Annotated in this window: 19 protein-coding genes; 13 read left to right on the forward strand and 6 right to left on the reverse strand. The window is 72.1% G+C overall.

Annotated features, from left to right (window positions below; translation table 11 throughout):
- Window positions 1-69 precede the first annotated feature (69 nt).
- On the reverse strand, window positions 70-942 hold the full coding sequence (locus tag DJ476_RS11540; RefSeq protein ID WP_112490453.1) for a biotin--[acetyl-CoA-carboxylase] ligase: 873 nt from the start codon (window positions 940-942) through the stop codon (window positions 70-72).
- Window positions 943-1,150: 208 nt separating this feature from the next.
- Here DJ476_RS11540 and DJ476_RS11545 point away from each other — a divergent pair, with 208 nt between their 5' ends.
- From DJ476_RS11545 to DJ476_RS11555, 4 genes are all read left to right on the forward strand, one after another.
- A complete protein-coding gene (locus DJ476_RS11545) occupies window positions 1,151-2,731 on the forward strand; it encodes an acyl-CoA carboxylase subunit beta (protein WP_103416609.1) in 1,581 nt (526 codons plus the stop codon).
- A 30-nt stretch (window positions 2,732-2,761) separates the two neighbouring features.
- Window positions 2,762-2,968 carry an acyl-CoA carboxylase epsilon subunit gene (locus DJ476_RS11550; protein ID WP_019761339.1) on the forward strand — a complete coding sequence of 69 codons (207 nt, stop codon included), beginning with the start codon at window positions 2,762-2,764 and terminating at the stop codon, window positions 2,966-2,968.
- A gap of 76 nt (window positions 2,969-3,044) precedes the next feature.
- Window positions 3,045-3,173: a morphogenic membrane protein MmpB gene (gene mmpB, locus DJ476_RS35525; RefSeq protein WP_018490050.1), complete on the forward strand. Its 129-nt coding sequence runs from the start codon at window positions 3,045-3,047 to the stop codon at window positions 3,171-3,173.
- Between the two features lie 169 nt (window positions 3,174-3,342).
- On the forward strand, window positions 3,343-3,954 hold the full coding sequence (locus tag DJ476_RS11555) for a nucleoside triphosphate pyrophosphatase (protein ID WP_112490454.1): 612 nt from the start codon (window positions 3,343-3,345) through the stop codon (window positions 3,952-3,954).
- Between the two features lie 29 nt (window positions 3,955-3,983).
- Here DJ476_RS11555 and DJ476_RS11560 read toward each other — a convergent pair whose 3' ends face one another.
- Complete coding sequence (locus tag DJ476_RS11560; protein WP_181006416.1) at window positions 3,984-4,427, reverse strand: hypothetical protein; 444 nt, start codon at window positions 4,425-4,427, stop codon at window positions 3,984-3,986.
- Window positions 4,428-4,802: 375 nt separating this feature from the next.
- Between DJ476_RS11560 and DJ476_RS11565 the strand changes: the two genes are divergently transcribed.
- Together DJ476_RS11565 and DJ476_RS11570 are read left to right on the forward strand one after the other, a co-directional pair.
- On the forward strand, window positions 4,803-6,557 hold the full coding sequence (locus tag DJ476_RS11565) for an acetyl/propionyl/methylcrotonyl-CoA carboxylase subunit alpha (protein WP_112490455.1): 1,755 nt from the start codon (window positions 4,803-4,805) through the stop codon (window positions 6,555-6,557).
- 230 nt (window positions 6,558-6,787) lie between these two features.
- Window positions 6,788-7,330 (forward strand): TetR/AcrR family transcriptional regulator, encoded by a 543-nt coding sequence (locus DJ476_RS11570; protein WP_446446989.1) that lies wholly within the window; start codon window positions 6,788-6,790, stop codon window positions 7,328-7,330.
- Window positions 7,331-7,530: 200 nt separating this feature from the next.
- Here DJ476_RS11570 and DJ476_RS11575 read toward each other — a convergent pair whose 3' ends face one another.
- A complete protein-coding gene (locus DJ476_RS11575; RefSeq protein WP_112490456.1) occupies window positions 7,531-8,502 on the reverse strand; it encodes a DeoR/GlpR family DNA-binding transcription regulator in 972 nt (323 codons plus the stop codon).
- Between the two features lie 263 nt (window positions 8,503-8,765).
- Window positions 8,766-10,205: an NAD(P)H-quinone dehydrogenase gene (locus DJ476_RS11580; protein WP_070205261.1), complete on the reverse strand. Its 1,440-nt coding sequence runs from the start codon at window positions 10,203-10,205 to the stop codon at window positions 8,766-8,768.
- A 298-nt stretch (window positions 10,206-10,503) separates the two neighbouring features.
- On the opposite strand from DJ476_RS11580, the gene DJ476_RS11585 reads away from it, so the two are divergent.
- The 3 genes from DJ476_RS11585 to DJ476_RS11600 all read left to right on the forward strand — a co-directional run bounded on the left by DJ476_RS11585 (window position 10,504) and on the right by DJ476_RS11600 (window position 14,098).
- Window positions 10,504-10,941 carry a gamma-glutamylcyclotransferase gene (locus tag DJ476_RS11585; RefSeq protein ID WP_018490991.1) on the forward strand — a complete coding sequence of 146 codons (438 nt, stop codon included), beginning with the start codon at window positions 10,504-10,506 and terminating at the stop codon, window positions 10,939-10,941.
- Window positions 10,942-11,102: 161 nt separating this feature from the next.
- Window positions 11,103-11,927, forward strand: a complete 825-nt coding sequence (locus tag DJ476_RS11590; protein WP_070205262.1) for a purine-nucleoside phosphorylase — start codon at window positions 11,103-11,105, stop codon at window positions 11,925-11,927.
- 530 nt (window positions 11,928-12,457) lie between these two features.
- Window positions 12,458-14,098 (forward strand): phospho-sugar mutase, encoded by a 1,641-nt coding sequence (locus DJ476_RS11600; RefSeq protein WP_112490457.1) that lies wholly within the window; start codon window positions 12,458-12,460, stop codon window positions 14,096-14,098.
- A gap of 163 nt (window positions 14,099-14,261) precedes the next feature.
- On the opposite strand, the gene DJ476_RS11605 is transcribed toward DJ476_RS11600, so the two are convergent.
- Window positions 14,262-14,918, reverse strand: a complete 657-nt coding sequence (locus tag DJ476_RS11605) for a PH domain-containing protein (RefSeq protein ID WP_103416615.1) — start codon at window positions 14,916-14,918, stop codon at window positions 14,262-14,264.
- Window positions 14,919-15,068: 150 nt separating this feature from the next.
- Between DJ476_RS11605 and deoC the strand changes: the two genes are divergently transcribed.
- Genes deoC through DJ476_RS11620 form a run of 3 tightly spaced genes read left to right on the forward strand, consistent with a single transcriptional unit; the run spans window position 15,069 to window position 18,408 of the window.
- Window positions 15,069-16,055 carry a deoxyribose-phosphate aldolase gene (gene deoC, locus DJ476_RS11610; RefSeq protein ID WP_239695051.1) on the forward strand — a complete coding sequence of 329 codons (987 nt, stop codon included), beginning with the start codon at window positions 15,069-15,071 and terminating at the stop codon, window positions 16,053-16,055.
- A gap of 6 nt (window positions 16,056-16,061) precedes the next feature.
- Window positions 16,062-17,498, forward strand: a complete 1,437-nt coding sequence (locus tag DJ476_RS11615) for an aldehyde dehydrogenase family protein (RefSeq protein ID WP_084748864.1) — start codon at window positions 16,062-16,064, stop codon at window positions 17,496-17,498.
- Window positions 17,491-18,408 (forward strand): aldehyde dehydrogenase family protein, encoded by a 918-nt coding sequence (locus DJ476_RS11620; RefSeq protein ID WP_084748863.1) that lies wholly within the window; start codon window positions 17,491-17,493, stop codon window positions 18,406-18,408. Before DJ476_RS11615 ends, DJ476_RS11620 begins: the two co-directional genes overlap by 8 nt.
- Before the next feature lie 119 nt (window positions 18,409-18,527).
- Here the strand turns inward: DJ476_RS11620 and DJ476_RS11625 are convergent, their stop codons facing one another.
- Window positions 18,528-18,950 (reverse strand): hypothetical protein, encoded by a 423-nt coding sequence (locus DJ476_RS11625; protein WP_019766763.1) that lies wholly within the window; start codon window positions 18,948-18,950, stop codon window positions 18,528-18,530.
- Window positions 18,951-19,010: 60 nt separating this feature from the next.
- On the opposite strand from DJ476_RS11625, the gene DJ476_RS11630 reads away from it, so the two are divergent.
- Entirely contained in the window at window positions 19,011-19,715 is a 705-nt protein-coding gene (locus DJ476_RS11630; RefSeq protein ID WP_112490458.1) for a uridine kinase, read from the forward strand.
- Window positions 19,716-19,720: the final 5 nt, after the last annotated feature.

The following is a 19,720-nucleotide window of genomic DNA, read 5'->3' on the forward strand; positions in this document are numbered from 1 at the left end:
CGCTATGTGCCTCTTGCTCCAGGCCGCCCGCGTTCTCCGGACCACCCGCGCCGGGAAGCGGGGCAGGCCTTACGTCAGGCCGCCCTCCGTGCCCCGCAGATGCACGATGTCGCCCGCCGAGACCGGCTTCTGGAGTCCGTCCTCGGTGGAGAGCACCAGCCGCCCGTCGCCGTCGATCGCGACGGCCTCCCCGACCAGGGAGTCCCCGCCCGGCAGCTCGGCCCGCACGGTCCGGTCGAGGGTCGCGCACCCGGCCGCGTACGCCGCCTGGACCCCGCTCGCCGCCGCGTCGCCGTCCGCCGCCTTCCACTCCCCGTACCAGTGCTCCAGCGACCGCAGCACCGCCCTCAGCAGCGTCTCCCGGTCGGTGGAGACGGCCCCGGCGAGGGCCAGCGAACCGGCGGTGGGGGCGGGCAGTTCGTCCGCGCGCAGCGAGACGTTGATGCCGAGGCCGACGACGATGCCGTCCCCGGCGAACTCCCCGAGGATGCCGCCCGCCTTGCGCTCGACGCTCTCCACATTCACCAGCAGGTCGTTGGGCCACTTGAGTGCCGTGTCGACGCCCGCCGCCTTGGCGAGGCCGGTCGCGGCGGCCACCCCGGCGAGCAGCGGCACCCACCCCCACCGCTCCACGGGCACGGCGTCGCCGGGCTCCAGGTAGACCGAGAAGAACAGCCCGGAGCGGGGCGGCGCGGTCCAGCTCCGCTCCAGCCGCCCGCGCCCGGCGGTCTGCTCCTCCGCGACCAGGACCGTGCCCTCGGCCAGCTCGCCGGAGCGGGCGCGCTCCGCGAGGTCGGAGTTGGTCGAGCCGGTGGTCTCCACGACCTCCAGCTCGCTCCAGAGACCGTCCGGCCGCAGCAGCCCGCGGCGCAGTGCGGTCCCGTTCAGGGGCGGCCGGTCCAGGTCCGACCAGCGGTTGTGTGGCGCATCCGGTGGTGTCATGCAAGCCACCCTAGGTGTGGCAAAGGACGCACTGCCTTTCCGGAGAGGCGCCGATACCCTACGAGTCAGTAGCCGGAGAGTTACGTAGCAGAGTTCCGCGACCACAGGTTACGAGCCAGTAGCCACAGAGCCGGACAGGCGACCGGTCCGTCCCCCCGTGACCGCCACCGATCGCCGTCCCCGTGATCAGGCAGGGAGCCGCCCCCCGATGTCCGAGCCGCAGAGCGACATCCACACCACCGCGGGCAAGCTCGCGGACCTGAGGCGCCGCATTGACGAAGCGACGCACGCGGGTTCGGCCCGCGCGGTCGAGAAGCAGCACGCCAAGGGCAAGCTGACGGCCCGTGAGCGGGTCGAGCTGCTGCTCGACGAGGGCTCCTTCGTGGAGCTCGACGAGTTCGCCCGGCACCGCTCCACCAACTTCGGCATCGAGAAGAACCGCCCGTACGGCGACGGTGTCGTCACCGGGTACGGCACGGTCGACGGCCGCCCGGTCTGTGTGTACTCGCAGGACTTCACCATCTTCGGCGGGTCGCTGGGCGAGGTCTACGGCGAGAAGATCGTCAAGGTCATGGACTTCGCGCTGAAGACCGGCTGTCCGATCATCGGCATCAACGACGGCGGCGGCGCGCGCATCCAGGAGGGTGTCGTGGCCCTCGGCCTCTTCGCGGAGATCTTCCGCCGCAACGTGCACGCCTCCGGGGTGATCCCGCAGATCTCGCTGATCGTCGGCCCGTGTGCGGGCGGTGCGGTCTACTCCCCCGCGATCACCGACTTCACGGTGATGGTCGACCAGACCTCGCACATGTTCATCACCGGCCCCGACGTCATCAAGACGGTCACCGGTGAGGACGTCGGCTTCGAGGAGCTGGGCGGAGCCCGTACGCACAACACCACCTCCGGGGTGGCGCACCACATGGCGGGCGACGAGAAGGACGCCATCGAGTACGTCAAGTCCCTGCTCTCCTACCTCCCTTCGAACAACCTCTCCGAGGCCCCGGCCTTCCCGGAGGAGGCGGACCTCGCGGTCACCGACGAGGACCGGGAGCTGGACACGCTCATCCCGGACTCCGCGAACCAGCCGTACGACATGCACACCGCGATCGAGCACGTGCTGGACGACGCCGAATTCCTGGAGACCCAGGCCCTGTTCGCGCCGAACATCATCACCGGCTTCGGGCGGGTGGAGGGGCACCCGGTCGGGATCGTCGCCAACCAGCCGATGCAGTTCGCCGGTTGCCTGGACATCAACGCCAGCGAGAAGGCGGCCCGCTTCGTCCGCACCTGCGACGCGTTCAACGTCCCCGTCATCACCTTCGTGGACGTGCCGGGCTTCCTGCCGGGCGTGGACCAGGAGTACGGCGGCATCATCCGGCGCGGCGCCAAGCTGATCTACGCCTACGCGGAGGCCACGGTCCCGCTGATCACCGTGATCACCCGCAAGGCGTTCGGCGGGGCGTACGACGTGATGGGCTCCAAGCACCTGGGTGCCGACCTCAACCTCGCCTGGCCGACCGCGCAGGTCGCCGTCATGGGGGCGCAGGGCGCGGTGAACATCCTGCACCGGCGCACCATCGCGGCCGCGGAGGACCCGGAAGCGACCCGCGCCGAGCTGATGGCGGACTACGAGGACACGCTGCTCAACCCGTACGTGGCGGCCGAGCGCGGCTACGTCGACGCGGTGATCATGCCGTCCGACACCCGGGCCCACATCGTCAAGGGCCTGCGTCAGCTCCGTACGAAGCGGGAATCCCTGCCTCCGAAGAAGCACGGCAACATCCCGCTGTAGCCGCCTGCCCTGCCACAGAGAGGTCTGCCCATGATCAGGGTCGTACGGGGCAACCCGACCCCGGAGGAGCTGGCCGCCGCCCTCGCGGTGGTCCAGGCCCGCGCCGCGGCGAGCGCCGCCGTCTCGTCCGGTGCGCCGAACCCGCCCGAGCAGTGGTCCGACCCGGGCCGCATCGCCCGCACCGGCCGCCTGCAGCCGGGCCCCCGGGCCTGGGCCCGGACGTACTGGCCGGCCTGAACCGGACCGGGGGCGCCGGGGCGCTTGAGTACCCGTACTCAGGCGTTTCGGCGCCCCGCGCAGCAGGATCGGAACCATGCTGTGGTCCGACCCCGAGAACAAGCCGCCGAAGGAACTGCGCGACGCCCAGGACATGATGCGCCGCGCGGGATTCGTGCTCGCGCTGGCGATGCTGGTGGCGATGTTCGTGCTCGGCTCCCGCTGAGACCGGCAGGGTTGACGGCGCACGGGCCCGGCAGGGTTGACGGGACACCGGGACCGGCGGGTTCACAGGGCAAGCAGGAGTACGGCCCCGGGGACCATGACCTACGGGGCAGGGGGTACGGCCCCGGGCCGACGGGACCCGGCCATGAGCGCCGGGGGCTCCTTCTACGATGGCCGGTATGACTGATCAGCGCCGTCTCGTGCTCGCCTCCGCCTCCCCCGCCCGTCTCGGCCTGCTCCGCCAGGCGGGTTTCGCCCCCGAGGTGATCGTCAGCGGGGTCGACGAGGACGCCCTGAGCGCCCCGACCCCCGGTGAACTGGCCCTGGTCCTCGCCCGGGCCAAGGCGGCCGCGGTCGCGGAGCGCCCGGAGGCGGCCGGGGCCCTGGTCATCGGCTGCGACTCGGTCCTGGAGCTGGACGGCGAGACGCTCGGCAAGCCGGCCGACGCCGAGGAGGCCACCGCCCGCTGGAAGGCGATGCGCGGCCGGTCCGGCATCCTGCAGACCGGCCACAGCGTGATCGACACCGCCTCGGGGCGTACGGCCTCGGCGACGGCGTCCACCGTCGTACGGTTCGGGGAGCCGAGCGACGCCGAGGTCGCCGCGTACGTGGCGTCCGGCGAACCGCTGCACGTGGCGGGGGCGTTCACGCTGGACGGCCGCTCGGCGCCGTTCGTCGACTCCATCGAGGGCGACCACGGAAACGTGATCGGCCTCTCGCTGCCGCTGCTGCGCCGCCTGCTGGGCGAACTGGACATCTCGGTAACGGAGTTGTGGGCCTGAGGCCGTTCGCGCCACGGCTCCCCGGTGGCTCAGGCGGCCGCCGGGGCGGCCTTCCCGTCACCCGTACGGTCATCGCCGCCGGGCTCGGGGCCGTACGCCAGAAGGGTGAAGACGAGCAGGGCCAGCACCACCATCATGAAGGCGAAGGCGCCCCACCCCACCAGCCCCACGGTCACCGCGCCGAGCACCCCGTGCACCACCGCGCAGCCGATCAGCGCGATCCGCCCGAACCGCCCCGGAGCCCGGTCCCGGACCCCGGCCAGCAGCGGTATCAGCCCGCACCCGATGAGCAGCAGCGCGGAGACCCCGCCCAGCACCCAGGTCCCGGTGGTCATGGCCTTCGGGTCCATCCCCGCCAGCGACATGTTCTGGTTCTCGGTGACCGTGGCGAGGACGGCGTTGACGGCGAAGATGCCCACGGCCTCCCCGAACAGGACGAACGCGGTCACGATCGCCACCGCTCTGTTCAGCACGGCGCCTCCCCTGGTTGCCTGCCCTGCCACCGGCCCTGTTACCTGCGGTATGTGCGTGTCGCGGACCTTACTCACCGGTATCCGCCCGGACAAGGGGTCGGACCGGACCGCACGCCGGGCAAAGAATCCTCCGGGCGTTCGTAGGGACCCCACAAAGAAACGCCGTGAGGCGTTGACCTCACAGACAGAGACCTGCACCACACCTGGTGGTTACTGTGCGGTGGTAGAACCCGGCGTACCGTGGTGCCACAAGGGATTTCACTGCTGGGCCAAGCCTCGGATCACACTCCGTGTGGGCAAGCTCACCATTGGGGACGGGTCGTAGCGCCGTGTCGGTAGTCCCTAAACTCAGCTTGTTTCCAGGAGGGAGTCATCGTGCGCAAGGTGCTCATCGCCAACCGTGGCGAAATCGCTGTCCGCGTTGCTCGGGCGTGCCGGGATGCGGGGATCGCGAGCGTGGCGGTCTACGCCGATCCGGACCGGGACGCGTTGCACGTCCGGGCCGCCGACGAGGCGTTCGCTCTGGGCGGTGACACCCCGGCCGCCAGCTATCTGGACATGGCCAAGGTGCTCCAGGCCGCCGCGGACTCCGGCGCGGACGCCATCCACCCGGGTTACGGGTTCCTGTCGGAGAACGCCGAGTTCGCGCAGGCCGTGTTGGATGCCGGGCTGACGTGGATCGGCCCGCCGCCGCAGGCCATCCGGGACCTGGGTGACAAGGTCGCCGCCCGGCACATCGCGCAGCGCGCCGGTGCCCCGCTGGTGGCCGGTACCCCGGACCCGGTCTCGGGTTCGGCGGAGGTCGTGGCGTTCGCCGAGGAGCACGGGCTGCCGATCGCGATCAAGGCCGCCTTCGGTGGTGGCGGGCGCGGGCTGAAGGTGGCCCGCACACTGGAGGAGATCCCGGAGCTGTACGACTCCGCCGTGCGCGAGGCGGTGGCCGCGTTCGGGCGCGGCGAGTGCTTCGTGGAGCGGTACCTGGACAAGCCCCGGCATGTGGAGACGCAGTGCCTGGCCGACACCCACGGCAACGTGGTCGTCGTCTCGACCCGTGACTGCTCCCTCCAGCGCCGCCACCAGAAGCTGGTGGAGGAGGCCCCGGCCCCCTTCCTCTCCCAGGCGCAGAACGAGGAGCTGTACGCGGCCTCCAAGGCGATCCTGAAGGAGGCCGGCTACGTCGGCGCCGGCACGGTCGAGTTCCTGGTCGGCCTCGACGGCACGATCTCCTTCCTGGAGGTCAACACCCGCCTCCAGGTCGAGCACCCCGTCACCGAAGAGGTCACGGGCATCGACCTCGTACGCGAGATGTTCCGCATCGCCGACGGCGAGGAACTGGGCTACGGCGACCCGGCCGTGCGCGGGCACTCCTTCGAGTTCCGCATCAACGGCGAGGACCCGGGCCGCAACTTCCTGCCCGCCCCCGGCACCGTGACGACGTTCGCCCCGCCGACCGGCCCGGGTGTCCGCCTGGACGCGGGCGTCGAGTCGGGTTCGGTGATCGGCCCGGCCTGGGACTCGCTGCTCGCGAAACTGATCGTGACGGGCGCCACGCGTGAGCAGGCCCTCCAGCGCGCCGCGCGTGCGCTGGCGGAGTTCCAGGTGGAGGGCATGGCCACCGCCATCCCCTTCCACCGGGCCGTCGTCACCGACCCCGCCTTCACCGCGGACCCGTTCACCGTCCACACCCGGTGGATCGAGACGGAGTTCGTCAACGAGATCAAGCCGTTCGCCGCGCCCGCGGGCGCGGACGAGGAGGACGAGGCCGGCCGGGAGACCGTCGTCGTCGAGGTCGGCGGCAAGCGCCTGGAGGTCTCGCTGCCCTCCTCGCTGGGCATGTCCCTGGCCCGTACGGGCCTCGCGGCCGGCGCGAAGCCGAAGCGCCGCGCAGCGAAGAAGGCCGGCTCCGCCGCCTCCGGCGACTCCCTCGCCTCCCCGATGCAGGGCACGATCGTCAAGGTCGCGGTCGAGGAGGGCCAGGAGGTCAAGGAGGGCGACCTCGTCGTCGTCCTGGAGGCCATGAAGATGGAGCAGCCGCTGAACGCGCACCGCTCCGGCACGATCAAGGGCCTCACGGCCGAGGTGGGCGGTTCCGTCTCCTCCGGCGCCCTGATCTGCGAGATCAAGGACTGACGGCTCGGAGCCCGTACAGAGTTGCGCTCAGGGGCCCGGACCACGTCACCAGGACGCGGTCCGGGCCCCTCCGCGTGCATCAGCACCCCTCCCCGCCTACGCGTGCCGGGCCCCTCCGCGCGCAGTGGCATCCTGGACCCCACGAGAGGTGCTCGGACCGAGGGAGGGCGGGAGCCATGGCAGGGCCGATCTCGATGGAGACGGGCACGGCACGGCCACCGGAGCGGCCGATGCGCGCGGACGCCCGCCGGAACCACGAACGGCTGGTCGGTGTGGCGCGTACGGCCTTCGCCGAGCACGGTACGGATGCCTCGCTGGAGGACATCGCCCGCCGGGCGGGCCTGGGCATCGGCACCCTCTACCGCCACTTCCCCAACCGCCACGCCCTGATGAACGCGGTTTTCCAGGACGCCCTGTGCTCCCTCCTGGACCGCTCCCGGGAGTTGGCGGGCGCGGAGGCCCCGTGCCGGGCGCTGGTGGACTGGCTGGGGGCGATCGTCACTCATGCGGGTGAGTACCGGGGCCTGGCCCGCGCCCTCATGTCGGCCTCGCAGGACGAGACTTCGGCGCTCACCCAGTGCCATCTGCCCTTGCGGGAGGCGGGGGCGGGGCTGTTGCGGCGGGCGCAGGAGAGCGGGTCGGTGCGGGCGGACGTCTCGATCGACGACCTGCTCCAGCTGACGAACGCCATCGCCCTGGCCGCCGAACAGTCCCCGGACGATCCGGAGCTGGCGGAGCGGTTGCTGCGGCTGACGTTGCGGGGGCTGAAGTAGGGGGCGGTGGACCAGGGTGCGGTGGGCGGGTGCCTGCGGGCCGGGGCCGCTGCGCGGAGCCTCTCCCCGCTCCGCCCCCTTCCCGAATCCGGGGCTCCGCCCCGGACCCCTCTGTCCTCAATCGCCGGACGGCTGAGGTTTCGGGGCTCCGCCCCGGACCCCGCTCCTCGAACGCCGGAGGGGGCTGGGTGTTGCGGGGCCTACCGCCTGCGCAGGTCCGCCACCCGGGCCCGCTCGCCCGTCGGCGGCGGCTGGTCGGACAGCGACGACGCGCTGCGCAACTGCGGGCCCAGGCCACCGTTCCGACCCGTCGTCGTCCGCCGCTGGCCCGGGAGGGGCATGTCGCGGCGGGGACGGCGGTCGCCGGACGGGCCGTCGGCCGTGTCGACGTCGGGGCCCGCCACGGTGACCTCCACGCCCTGGTCGGCCAGGGCCTGGAGTTCGGCGGCGGCACGTTCGTCGTGGACCGGGGGTTCGTCCGTGACGAGGCGGGTGATCAGCTCCGTGGGCACCGTCTGGAACATGGTGTCGGAGCCGAGCTTGGTGTGGTCGGCCAGGACCACCACCTCCGCCGCGGCCTGCACCAGGGCCCGGTCGACGCTGGACGAGAGCATGTTGGAGGTGGAGAGACCGCGCTCCGCCGTGAGGCCGCTCCCCGAGAGGAAGGCCCGGGAGACCCGCAGCCCCTGGAGGGACTGCTCGGCCCCGCTGCCCACCAGCGCGTAGTTGCTCCCGCGCAGGGTGCCGCCGGTCATGACGACCTCCACCCGGTTGGCATGAGCCAGCGCCTGGGCGACCAGCAGCGAGTTGGTGACGACGGTCAGCCCGGGGACCCGGGCGAGCCGGCGGGCCAGCTCCTGTGTGGTCGTACCGGCGCCGACCACGATGGCCTCGCCCTCACCGACCAGAGAGGCGGCCAGGTCGGCGATGGCCGTCTTCTCCGCGGTGGCGAGATGGGATTTCTGCGGAAAGCCGGACTCCCGCGTGAAACCGCCCGGCAAGACCGCACCACCGTGCCGGCGGTCGAGGAGTCCTTCTGCCTCCAGTGCCCGCACGTCCCGCCGTACGGTCACTTCGGAGGTCTGGACGACGCGGGCGAGCTCACGGAGCGATACCGCCCCGTTGGCGCGCACCATTTCGAGGATCAACTGACGACGTTCTGCAGCGAACACGAAACTGACAGTAACCTGGCCGTCGTTGAGTTCTCAGCAGTTTGCGCCGAATAACAGAAGTTGTACATCCGGCAGCCACCGAAGTGGTATAGGGACTTTCGTTGTTGTCCGGGTGTGATCGCCGAGCGGTCACCACCCCCGCCCGGCCTGCCGGGGGTTGCCGGGGAATGTCGGGATTCCCCGGCAACCGGAAGGTTCCGGCGGGGACTTCGAGAGCCTCCGCCAGGCCCGTACAGAGGCCTGTGTGCGGTCGTGACCCGGCGTCAGCCCTCGTCCGTGAGCTTGCGGGTGTGCAGTTGACGGGCCACTTCTGCGATCGATCCGGACAGCGACGGGTACACGGTGAACGCGTTTGCGATCTGTTCCACGGTCAGGTTGTTGTCGACCGCGAGCGAGATCGGATGGATCAGTTCGCTGGCGCGCGGCGCGACGACACAGCCGCCGACCACGATCCCCGTACCGGGACGGCAGAAGATCTTGACGAAGCCGTCGCGGATGCCCTGCATCTTGGCGCGCGGGTTGCGCAGCAGCGGCAGCTTGACCACCCGGGCGTCGATCCGGCCCGCGTCCACGTCGGCCTGGCTGTAGCCGACGGTGGCGATCTCCGGGTCGGTGAAGACGTTGGCGGAGACCGTCTTGAGGTTGAGCGGGGTCACCGCGTCACCGAGGAAGTGGTACATCGCGATCCGGCCCTGCATCGCGGCGACCGAGGCCAGCGCGAAGATCCCGGTGACGTCACCGGCCGCGTAGACGCCGGGGGCGCTGGTGCGCGAGACCCGGTCGGTCAGGACGTGGCCGGACTCCTTCAGCCGTACGCCGGCCTCCTCCAGGCCCATCCCCGCGGTGTTGGGGATCGCGCCGACCGCCATCAGACAGTGCGAGCCGGTGATGACCCGGCCGTCGGCGAGGGTGACCTCGACCCGGTCACCGACGCGCTTGGCCGACTGGGCGCGGGAGCGGGCCATCACGTTCATGCCGCGGCGCCGGAAGACGTCCTCCAGCACGGCGGCGGCGTCCGGGTCCTCGCCCGGCAGCACCCGGTCGCGGGAGGAGACGAGTGTGACGCGGGAGCCGAGCGCCTGGTAGGCCCCGGCGAACTCGGCGCCGGTGACACCGGAGCCGACCACGATCAGCTCCTCGGGCAGCTCGTCGAGGTCGTAGACCTGGGTCCAGTTGAGGATGCGCTCGCCGTCCGGCTGGGCGTCCGGGATCTCGCGCGGGTGGCCGCCGGTCGCTATCAGGACCGCGTCGGCGGTGAGCCGCTCCTCGGTGCCGTCGGCGGCGGTGACGACGACCTCGCGGGAGCCGTCGGCCGCCTGGAGCCCGTCGAGCCGGCCCCGGCCGCGCATCACCCGGGCGCCGGCCCGGGTGACGGAGGCGGTGATGTCGTGGGACTGGGCGAGCGCCAGGCGCTTGACCCGTCGGTTGACCTTGCCCAGGTCGACCCCGACCACCCTCGCCGCCTGTTCCATGTGCGGGGTGTCGTCGGCGACGATGATGCCCAGCTCCTCGTAGGAGGAGTCGAAGGTGGTCATCACCTCGGCCGTGGCGATCAGGGTCTTCGAGGGCACGCAGTCGGTGAGTACCGAGGCTCCGCCGAGGCCGTCGCAGTCGACGACGGTCACCTCCGCGCCGAGCTGGGCGCCCACCAGAGCCGCCTCGTAGCCGCCGGGGCCGCCGCCGATGATCACGATCCGGGTCACGAAAAGTCCGCCTCGCGTGGGTGTCAACCCCACGGCCGCCTGCCGCCCCGGCCGGGGGTCCGGGGGATCGCCCCGGAGGAATGCAGTACGTACTTCATTGTCCCGCACGCGCCAAACAGATTCGCCCCGGGGCCCTCCATACGGGCGCCGGGGCTCCGGACGTACGGGAGAAGACGCCCCGCCCGTACGGAAACGGCCCCGCCCGCACAGCCCTTCGAGCCCCGCCTGCCCTCCCCCGACCGGGGGCTTCGTCACAGGAACCGGCACTCCCGCGCCCCCCTCCCGTACCCTCGGTCCCATGTCGCTCTACGCCGCGTACGCCGGCAACCTCGACGCGCGGCTCATGACCCGCCGCGCCCCGCATTCCCCGATGCGCAGCACCGGCTGGCTCAACGGCTGGCGGCTGACCTTCGGCGGGGAGCAGATGGGCTGGGAGGGGGCGCTGGCCACGGTCGTGGAGGCGCCGCGCTCCCAGGTCTTCGTCGCGCTGTACGACCTGGCGCCGATGGACGAGGACTCCATGGACCGCTGGGAGGGCGTCGGGCTCGACATCTACCGGCGCATGCGCGTCCGCGTGCACACCCTGGACGGCGAGGAGCCGGCCTGGATGTACGTGCTGAACGGGTACGAGGGCGGCCTGCCCTCCGCCCGCTACCTGGGCGAGATCGCGGACGCGGCCGAGTCGGCGGGCGCCCCCCACGACTATGTGATGAACCTGCGCAAGCGCCCCTGCTGACCGGGACCGCCGGTTCCTGTGACGAAGCCCCCGGACAGGGCCTGACCTGGGCTCGGGCACGACCCGCCGACCGGTCTTCGTGCGAAGCCACAAAGACATCCGGCGAGTCTTTGCACCAGGGCATCTACGCGCGTAGGCATTCAGCGGTTACGCTCTTGCGCGTGAACGCATCAGTTATTCCGGACAACATCCAGGGCGACCCGTACGCAGCCGCTGCCGGGGCCGCCGCCCGCCTGCGCGAGCTGACCGGCGCCGAGACCCATGACGTCGCCCTGGTCATGGGCTCCGGCTGGGCGCCCGCGGGCGAAGCACTCGGCGAGCCGGAAGCCGAGTTCCCCGTCACCGCGCTCCCCGGCTTCCCGGCCCCCGCGGTCGAGGGCCACGGCGGCACGATCCGCTCGTACAAGATCGGCGGCAAGCGCGCGCTGGTCTTCCTCGGCCGCACGCACTACTACGAGGGCCGCGGCGTCGCCGCCGTCGCCCACGGAGTCCGTACGGCGGTGGCCGCGGGCTGCCGGACCGTCGTCCTGACCAACGGCTGCGGCGGTCTCCGCGAGGGCATGCGCCCCGGCCAGCCGGTGCTGATCAGCGACCACATCAACCTCACGGCGACCTCCCCGATCGTCGGCGCCAACTTCGTCGACCTGACCGACCTGTACTCGCCGCGCCTGCGCGCGCTGTGCAAGGAGATCGACAACACCCTCGAAGAGGGTGTGTACGTCCAGTTCCCCGGCCCGCACTACGAGACCCCGGCCGAGATCAACATGGTCCGGGTCCTGGGCGGCGACCTGGTCGGCATGTCCACGGTCCTGGAGGCCATCGCGGCCCGCGAGGCGGGCGCCGAGGTGCTGGGCCTCTCCCTGGTCACCAACCTGGCGGCGGGCCTCTCCGGCGAGCCCCTGAACCACGAAGAGGTCCTCCAGGCGGGCCGCGACTCGGCCACGCGGATGGGCGCCCTGCTGGCCCAGGTGCTCGACCGCATCTAGGGCGTGTCCGGCGGATCAGGACCGGATAGGCCGCGGCGTCTGGCGCGGTGCATCGCAAGGCGCTGGAACGTCCTCATCGCGGAGCGATTCGGGCGTGTCGGCAACGCCGCGAGGTGCCGTGCCAGGCGTCGCGGACCCGGTCAAGATCCGCCGGACACGCCCTAGGCCGGTACGGGCCGCCCCGGGACCGGGCCCGTCCGGCATTCGAGGACCGGGCCCGTCCCGGCCCGGCTGCTCGCGTCCGGCCCGTCCGGCGTTCCGCTGCTCTTCCGGCCTGTCCGACCTCGCTTCCACCCCGCCCGACTGCCCCTCTCCCGCCCGACTCCCCTTTCCCCTTCCACCCCGTTCGGCTCCCTCTCCACCCCGGCTTCCTTTCCAGCCTGTCCGGCGTTTGAGGACCGGGGTCCGGGGCGGAGACCCGGTTTCGGGAAGGGGCGGGGAGGGGAACAGCCCGCGCAGCGCCCACCCCCGTACTCGCACCGAACCCACCCCCCGCCCCACGACCACCGCACCCCCGAAAGGCGGCCCCCGTGCAGCACGACCTCATCGCGCAGGCCAGGACCTGGCTGGCCGAGGACCCCGACCCCGAGACCCGTGACGAGCTGGGCGCCCTCATCGAGGCGGGCGACGCCGACGAGCTCGCCGCCCGTTTCGCGGGCACCCTCCAGTTCGGCACCGCCGGGCTGCGCGGCGAGCTGGGGGCGGGCCCCATGCGGATGAACCGGTCCGTGGTGATCCGGGCGGCGGCGGGCCTCGCCGCCTATCTCAAGGCCCAGGGGCAGGACGACGGCCTCGTCGTCATCGGCTACGACGCCCGCTACAAGTCGGAGGACTTCGCCCGCGACACCGCGGCCGTGATGACCGGCGCCGGACTCCGCGCCGCCGTCCTCCCCCGCCCGCTCCCCACCCCCGTACTCGCGTACGCCATAAGGCACCTGGGTGCCGTGGCCGGGGTCGAGGTCACCGCCAGCCACAACCCGCCCCGCGACAACGGCTACAAGGTCTACCTCGGCGACGGCTCGCAGATCGTGCCCCCGGCCGACGGCGAGATCGCGGCCGCCATCGCCGCGGTCGGTCCGCTGGCGGGCGTCGTCCGCCCCGAGGACGGCTGGGAGACCCTGGGCGAAGAGGTCCTGGAGGCCTATCTCGCCCGTACGGACGCCGTCCTGGCCGCCGGGAGCCCCCGTACGGCGCGCACCGTCTACACCGCGATGCACGGCGTCGGCACCTCCGTGCTGACCGCCGCCTTCGCGCGGGCCGGGTTCCCCGCGCCGGTGCTCGTCACCGAGCAGGCCGAGCCCGACCCCGCGTTCCCCACCGTCGCCTTCCCCAACCCGGAAGAGCCCGGTGCGATGGATCTCGCCTTCGCCACCGCGCGCCGGGCGGCCCCGGACCTGATCATCGCCAACGACCCGGACGCCGACCGCTGTGCCGTCGCCGTGCCCGACACCTCTGCCGAGGGCGGCTGGCGGATGCTGCGCGGTGACGAGGTGGGCGCGCTGCTCGCCGCGCATCTGGTGGAGCGGGGCGTGAGTGGCGTCTTCGCGGAGTCGATCGTGTCGTCGTCGCTGCTCGGCCGGATCGCGGAGAAGGCGGGCCTCGGTTACGAGGAGACGCTGACGGGCTTCAAGTGGATCGCCCGCGTGGACGGCCTGCGGTACGGGTACGAGGAGGCGCTCGGCTACTGCGTCGACCCCGAGGGCGTCCGCGACAAGGACGGCATCACCGCAGCCCTGCTCGTCGTCGAGCTGGCCTCCGTACTCAAGGAGCAGGGCCGTACGCTGCTGGACCTGCTGGACGACCTGGCGCTGGCCCACGGCCTGCACGCCACCGACCAGCTCTCGGTGCGGGTGGAGGACCTGACGGTCATCGCGGACGCCATGGCCCGGCTCCGCGAGCAGCCGCCGGCCTCCCTCGCGGGCCTCGCGGTCACCTCGGCCGAGGACCTGTCGCAGGGCACGGCCGCGCTGCCGCCCACGGACGGGCTGCGCTACCAGCTGGAGGGCGCCCGGGTGATCGTCCGCCCGAGCGGCACCGAGCCGAAGCTGAAGTGCTACCTGGAGGTCGTGGTCCCGGTCGCGGACGCCGCCTCGCTGCCCGCCGCCCGGGCCCGGGGCGCTGAGCTGCTCGCCGGGATCAAGCGGGACCTGGCGGCGGCCGCGGGGATCTGAGCCTGAGACGTACGGACGGGATACGGGAAGGGGACCGCCCCCAGCACAAGTGCCGGGGCCGGTCCCCTTCCGCGTCGTACGTACCGGACGTACGGGCCTCTCAGCCCCGCGTCGGACGTACGGGCGTACGGACCCCTCAGCCCGCGTCGGGCGTACGGACCTCTCAGCCCATCGCCCACAGCACCACGAACAGCACGACCCCCGCCACCGCCGGCGCGATCACCTCGTACGCCCAGCGCACCGAGCCCGTCGTGGCACCGGCATCGCCCTTCGGGTCGCCCGCCCGCTCGGCCAGGTCCCGCAGCTCCATGATCGTCTGGTCGGCCGCCGCGACGGGCGGGGCCGTGTGCCGGTGGGCGTCGGTGCCCGCGCCCGCGCCGGGCGAGAAGCGGCCGTAGGCGTCCTTGTGCGGCGTACGGGCCGCCGCGCGCGAGGCGCGCTTGCGGTCGCGCAGGGAGACCGGAATGGCCCACAGCTGGTACTTGGTGCCGCCTGCGGCGATCAGCTCGGAGGAGTACCCGGCCCGGACGTCGGCCACCTCGGTCCAAGGCAGCTGGATCGTCCGGAACGGGTTGCGAATACGGATCCGCTCGGCGTTCACGGAGACCACGGGCCGCAGGGTGAACGCCACGATGAGCGGCACGGCGGTGAGCAGGGCGGCCAGGGCCAGCCACGGCGCCTGTCCCTCGCCCCGGATCAGGGCGTCCCCGGCCATCACCCCGACCAGGGCGAGGAGCAGCACCCCGCAGACCAGCGCGGAGGTCGAGCGGTGGGTCCGGTCGGCGTACTGCGGCTCAGCGGGGGGCGTGGGGCTCGTCATGGGGCCGATTCTGCCTGACGCACCCGGAGGACGGGCTTTCGCCCTGCGCCCGCAGCCCCGTGAGAGCCTGCGGGACGTGTGGCGGTACGCACGGTTGGGCCGTACCCCTGTACAGGTCGCTACGCGCGTAGATATGCTCCCCTGGTGACCATGCCCACCACTGCTCCCTCCCCCAAACTCTCAACTGCGTTCGAGCAGGGAGGTACCCCCCTCGCCGACGCGACCGCGTCCGACAGTGCGCTGCGCCGCTTCCTGTTCGGGTTGCCCGGCGTCGACGCCGTCGGTCTCGAAGCGCGCGCCGCCGCCCTCGGAACCCGTTCGATCAAGACGACGGCCAAGGCGTACGCCATCGATCTCGCCATCTCGATGATCGACCTGACGACGCTGGAAGGCGCGGACACCCCGGGCAAGGTCCGGGCTCTCGCCGCCAAGGCCGTCCATCCCGACCCGCTCGACCGCACGACCCCGCGTACCGCCGCGGTCTGTGTCTACCCCGACATGGTCTCCACCGCCGCCGCCTCGCTCGCCGGTTCCGGTGTGAAGGTGGCGTCCGTGGCGACCGCCTTCCCGGCCGGCCGGGCCGCGCTGGACGTCAAGCTGGCCGACGTCCGTGACGCCGTGGCGGCCGGGGCCGACGAGATCGACATGGTGATCGACCGGGGGGCCTTCCTCTCCGGCCGGTTCCTGAAGGTCTACGAGGAGATCGTGGCCGTCAAGGCCGAGTGCGGGACCGCCCGCCTCAAGGTGATCTTCGAGACCGGCGAGCTGTCCACGTACGACAACATCCGCCGCGCCTCCTGGCTCGGGATGCTGGCGGGCGCGGACTTCATCAAGACCTCGACCGGCAAGGTGGCCACCAACGCCACCCCCGCCAACACGCTCCTGATGCTGGAGGCGGTCCGGGACTTCCGGGCGCAGACCGGCGTACAGATCGGTGTGAAGCCGGCCGGCGGCATCCGCACCACCAAGGACGCGATCAAGTTCCTCGTGCTGGTGAACGAGACGGCGGGTGAGGACTGGCTGGACAACCACTGGTTCCGGTTCGGCGCCTCCAGCCTCCTCAACGACCTGCTGATGCAGCGCCAGAAGCTCAGCACCGGCCGTTACTCCGGCCCCGATTACGTGACGGTGGACTGATAAGCCATGGCATCCGCATTCGAGTACGCACCGGCGCCGGAGTCCCGCTCCGTCGTCGACATCGCCCCGTCCTACGGGCTGTTCATCGACGGTGAGTTCACCGAGGCCGCCGACGGCAAGGTCTTCAAGACCGTCTCGCCGAGCACCGAGGAGGTGCTCTCCGAGGTCGCGCAGGCGGGCGCGGCGGACGTGGACCGGGCCGTGAAGGCGGCACGCAAGGCGTTCGAGAAGTGGTCGGCGCTGCCCGGCTCCGAGCGCGCCAAGTACCTGTTCCGGATCGCCCGGATCATCCAGGAGCGCAGCCGTGAGCTGGCCGTCCTGGAGACGCTGGACAACGGCAAGCCGATCAAGGAGACCCGCGACGCGGACCTCCCGCTGGTCGCCGCGCACTTCTTCTACTACGCGGGCTGGGCCGACAAGCTGGACCACGCGGGGTACGGGGCGAACCCGCGCCCGCTGGGTGTGGCCGGGCAGGTCATCCCGTGGAACTTCCCGCTGCTGATGCTCGCGTGGAAGATCGCTCCGGCGCTCGCCACCGGCAACACGGTGGTGCTGAAGCCCGCCGAGACGACCCCGCTCTCCGCCCTGTTCTTCGCGGACATCTGCCGTCAGGCCGGGCTGCCCAAGGGCGTCGTCAACATCCTCACCGGTTACGGGGACGCGGGCGAGGCCCTCGTCACGCACCCGGACGTCAACAAGGTGGCCTTCACCGGTTCGACCGCCGTCGGCAAGGCCATCGCGCGCTCGGTCGCGGGCACGGAGAAGAAGGTCACGCTGGAGCTGGGCGGCAAGGGCGCCAACATCGTCTTCGACGACGCCCCGATCGACCAGGCCGTCGAAGGCATCGTGACCGGGATCTTCTTCAACCAGGGCCAGGTCTGCTGCGCGGGCTCCCGGCTGCTGGTCCAGGAGTCGGTCCAGGACGAGGTGCTGGACGCGCTGAAGCGGAGGCTCTCGACGCTGCGGCTGGGCGACCCGCTGGACAAGAACACCGACATCGGCGCGATCAACTCCGCCGAGCAGCTCGCCCGGATCACCGCCCTGGTCGAGACGGGCGAGGCGGAAGGCGCGGAGCGCTGGAGCGCCCCCTGCGAACTGCCGTCGTCGGGCTACTGGTTCGCGCCGACCCTGTTCACCAACGTCACCCAGGCGCACACGGTCGCCCGTGACGAGATCTTCGGCCCGGTCCTCTCCGTGCTCTCGTTCCGCACCCCGGACGAGGCGGTCGCCAAGGCCAACAACAGCCAGTACGGCCTCTCGGCGGGCATCTGGACGGAGAAGGGCTCCCGCATCCTCGCGGTGGCCAACAAGCTCCGCGCGGGCGTCGTCTGGGCCAACACGTTCAACAAGTTCGACCCGACGTCGCCGTTCGGCGGCTACAAGGAGTCGGGCTACGGCCGCGAGGGCGGCCGCCACGGCCTGGAGGCGTACCTCGATGTCTGAGCAGAACCGTCTTGGCGTCTTCAAGACCTACAAGCTGTACGTCGGGGGCAAGTTCCCCCGCTCCGAGAGCGGCCGGGTGTACGAGGTGACCGACTCCAAGGGCGCATGGCTGGCCAACGCGCCGCAGTCCTCCCGCAAGGACGCCCGTGACGCGGTCGTGGCCGCGCGGAAGGCGTTCGGCGGCTGGTCGGGCGCGACCGCGTACAACCGCGGCCAGGTCCTCTACCGCGTCGCGGAGATGCTGGAGGGCCGCAAGGAGCAGTTCGTCCGCGAGGTGGCGGCGGCGGAGGGGCTGTCGAAGTCCAAGGCGGCGGCCGTGGTGGACGCGGCGGTCGACCGCTGGGTCTGGTACGCGGGCTGGACCGACAAGATCGGCCAGATCTCCGGCGGGGCCAACCCGGTCGCGGGCCCGTTCTTCAACCTCTCCACCCCCGAGCCGACGGGTGTCGTCGCGGTCCTGGCGCCGCAGAAGTCGTCGTTCCTCGGCCTGGTCTCGGTGATCGCCCCGGTCATCGCGACCGGCAACACGGCGGTCGTCATCGCCTCGGCGGACGCCCCGCTGCCCGCGCTCTCGCTGGGCGAGGTGCTGGCGACCTCGGACGTCCCCGGCGGCGTGGTCAACATCCTGTCCGGCGCCACGGCGGAGCTGGCGGCCCCGCTCGCCGCCCACCAGGACGTCAACGCGATCGACCTCACCGGCGCCGGTGCCGAGCTGGCCAAGGAGCTGGAGATCGCGGCGGCGGACAACCTGAAGCGGGTCCTGCGCCCGCTCCCCGCCGAGGCGGACGGCTCGGACGCGTCCACCGACTGGCTGGCCGCGCCCGGCACGCACCGGCTGACGGCGTTCCTGGAGACCAAGACGGTCTGGCACCCGACGGGTGCGCTGGGGGCCGCGGGGTCGTCGTACTGAGTACTGACGTAGCCGCGGGCTCGCCGTACCGACGCTCGCCCCCGGATACGGACGGAGGGGCCGCCCCCACGCGCTGGGGGCGGCCCCTCCGTCCTGCGTCCTGCCGTACGCGACCGGCGTCAGCCCGTGACGAACTGGGTGACCGCTCCCACCACCGGCAGGTCGCTGATCGCGCCGCCGCTGGTGAGGGGGTCGGTGAGCACGGCGGTCGACACCGGCTGGAAGTCGGCGACCTGGGTGCCCACCGCGTTGTCCAGCGGGTCGACCCCGGTCTTGGCCAGCGGGTGCAGCTGCAGCTCGGTGACGGGCCGGATGCTGTTGGTCAGCGAGGTCCCGAGCGCGCTGGTCACCGCGGGCCCGGCGCTCTCGGTGACCGCCTGCACGGCGGTGACGCCCTGCTCGGGAATCTCCGCGACCGGGGGCAGCTGGGGAAGGGCCTGGGCCGAGCCCGCACCCGCCCCCAGCGCCGCTCCCAGCGCGGTCACGGTCAGACCGGCGCGCAGCAGGGCGCGGCGTTCGGGCTTGCGTGCGTGAAGTGCCATGTTTCCACCTGATCGACCTGGTCGGGTAATCGTGCGTACGCGCAGAGTAGTTGAGGTGTGATGCTGGATACCAACAGGAGGCCCGGGTGGTCCCCTGCGCGGGTCAATGCCTCACACTGCTGTTCTGTGAGTTCCAGTTCCCCTCCGCTCCCGACCCGCGTCGTCCTGCTCGCGGGCCCCTCCGGCTCCGGCAAGTCCGTCCTGGCCGCCCGCACCGGTCTCCCGGTGCTGCGCCTGGACGACTTCTACAAGGAGCACCACGACCCGACGCTGTTCCGGGTCCCCGGCTCCACCGACATCGACTGGGACTCGGCCGATTCCTGGGACGCGGACGCGGCGGTGGCGGCCATCGCGGAGCTGTGCCGCACGGGCCGGACGAACGTGCCGGTGTACGACATCGCCACCAGCTCCCGTACGGGCACCGAGGGCTTCCGCATCGAGCGCTCGCCGCTCTTCGTGGCCGAGGGCATCTTCGCGGCGGACATCGTGGCGCGCTGCCAGGAGCTGGGCCTGCTGGCGGACGCGCTCTGCCTGCGCGGCCGCCCCTCCACCACGTTCCGCCGCCGCCTGGTCCGGGACCTGCGCGAGGGCCGCAAGTCGGTGCCGTTCCTGCTGCGGCGCGGCTGGCGCCTGATGCGGGACGAGCGGCGCATCGTGGCCCGCCAGACGGCCCTGGGGGCGCACCCGTGCGGCAAGGAGGAGGCGCTGGGGCGGTTCGCCGCCGCCGCGGCGGGACGGTGCCGACGGGTGACGGTGCCGGAGTAGCCGCC

The organism is Streptomyces bacillaris, assembly GCF_003268675.1.
Classification (GTDB): Bacteria; Actinomycetota; Actinomycetes; order Streptomycetales; family Streptomycetaceae; genus Streptomyces; species Streptomyces bacillaris.